This window comes from Nostocoides japonicum T1-X7 (assembly GCF_001046855.1).
Taxonomy (GTDB): Bacteria; Actinomycetota; Actinomycetes; order Actinomycetales; family Dermatophilaceae; genus Nostocoides; species Nostocoides japonicum.
Genome location: NZ_HF570958.1, coordinates 4,784,188 through 4,785,542 on the forward strand (window position 1 = coordinate 4,784,188; position 1,355 = coordinate 4,785,542).

1 protein-coding gene and 1 pseudogene are annotated in these 1,355 nt (G+C 76.8%); both read left to right on the forward strand.

Features of this window, described 5'->3' with window-relative positions; all coding sequences use genetic code 11:
• Positions 1-239, forward strand: a pseudogene (locus BN12_RS21730) (L-seryl-tRNA(Sec) selenium transferase); the annotation flags it as partial.
• A gap of 1 nt (position 240) precedes the next feature.
• A partial coding sequence (gene selB, locus BN12_RS21735; RefSeq protein WP_048556746.1) for a selenocysteine-specific translation elongation factor occupies positions 241-1,355 on the forward strand: 1,115 nt, incomplete at its 3' end.

The window sequence follows — 1,355 nt, forward strand, 5'->3', positions numbered from 1 at the left end:
CCCACGACGGTCGGGTCGGGGGAGGCGGGGCACCCGGTATGCCGTTGCCCGGGTGGGCGGTCCGCCTCCCCGAGGCCGTCGCCGGGCCGTTGCGGCAGGGCGACCCGGCCGTCCTCCCCCGCGTCCACGACGGGGCCTGCCTCCTCGACCTCCGGTGCGTCCCCGACCGCTACGACGAGCGGCTCCTCGAGGCGGCCCGGCGCGCCCTGGCCGTCGTCGAGTCCCGCGCGGAGCGGTGAGGTGCACGTCGTCGCGACGGCCGGGCACGTCGACCACGGGAAGAGCACCCTCGTCCGGGCCCTCACCGGCATGGAGCCGGACCGGTGGGAGGAGGAGCGCCGGCGCGGGCTCACGATCGACCTCGGGTTCGCCTGGACTACACTGCCGTCCGGCCGGGACGTGGCGTTCGTCGACGTCCCGGGCCACGAGCGGTTCCTCGGGAACATGCTCGCCGGCCTCGGCCCGGCTCCGGTCGTCCTCTTCGTCGTCGCCGCGGACGAGGGATGGCGTGCCCAGTCGGGCGACCACCGCGACGCCGTCGAGGCCCTCGGCATCGATGCCGGGGTCGTCGTCCTCAGCCGTGCGGACCTCGCACCGGTGGGACGCGTCGCGGAGGTTCTCGCCCAGGTGCGCGAGGAGCTCGCGGGCACGGGTCTGCGCGACGCTCCCGCCGTCGTCGCCTCGGGCACGACGGGCGCCGGGCTCGACGCCCTGCGGTCCACGCTCGACGAGGTGCTCGGTCGGCAGCCTGCTCCCCCCGAGTCCGCGCGCGTCCGCCTGTGGGTCGACCGGGCCTTCACGGTGACCGGCGCCGGCACCGTCGTCACCGGGACCCTGCCCGCGGGATCGATCGCCTCGGGCGACGCCCTCGAGCTCCTCGGACCAGGATCGGCAGGTGCGGGCTTTCCGTGGTCCCGCCGCGATATCGACCACGACAACCTCACACCTGCCGCGGGGCGCACGGTCGTCGTCCGCGGGCTGCAGAGCGAGGGCCGGGCGCTCCCCGTCGCGCGACCGGTGAGCCGGGTGGCCCTCAACCTCCGCGGCATTCCCGCGGCCGACGTCCGACGGGGAGACGCCCTCGTCAGCCCCGGGGCCTGGCGCTCCACCTCCCTCGTCGACATCCGGCGGGTGAGCGGGCCACCTCTCGACACGGTGCCGGAGCGGCTCGGCGTCCATGTCGGCACCGCCGCCGTCCGTGCTCGGGTGCGTCCCCTCGGCGTGGACCATGCTCGGCTCACGCTCGCCCGGCCGCTGCCCCTCACCCCGGGCGACCGGCTCGTCCTGCGCGACCCCGGATCGGGCCTCGTCGCCGGCGGGCAGGTCCTCGACGTCGAGCCGCCGGCGTTCCGGCG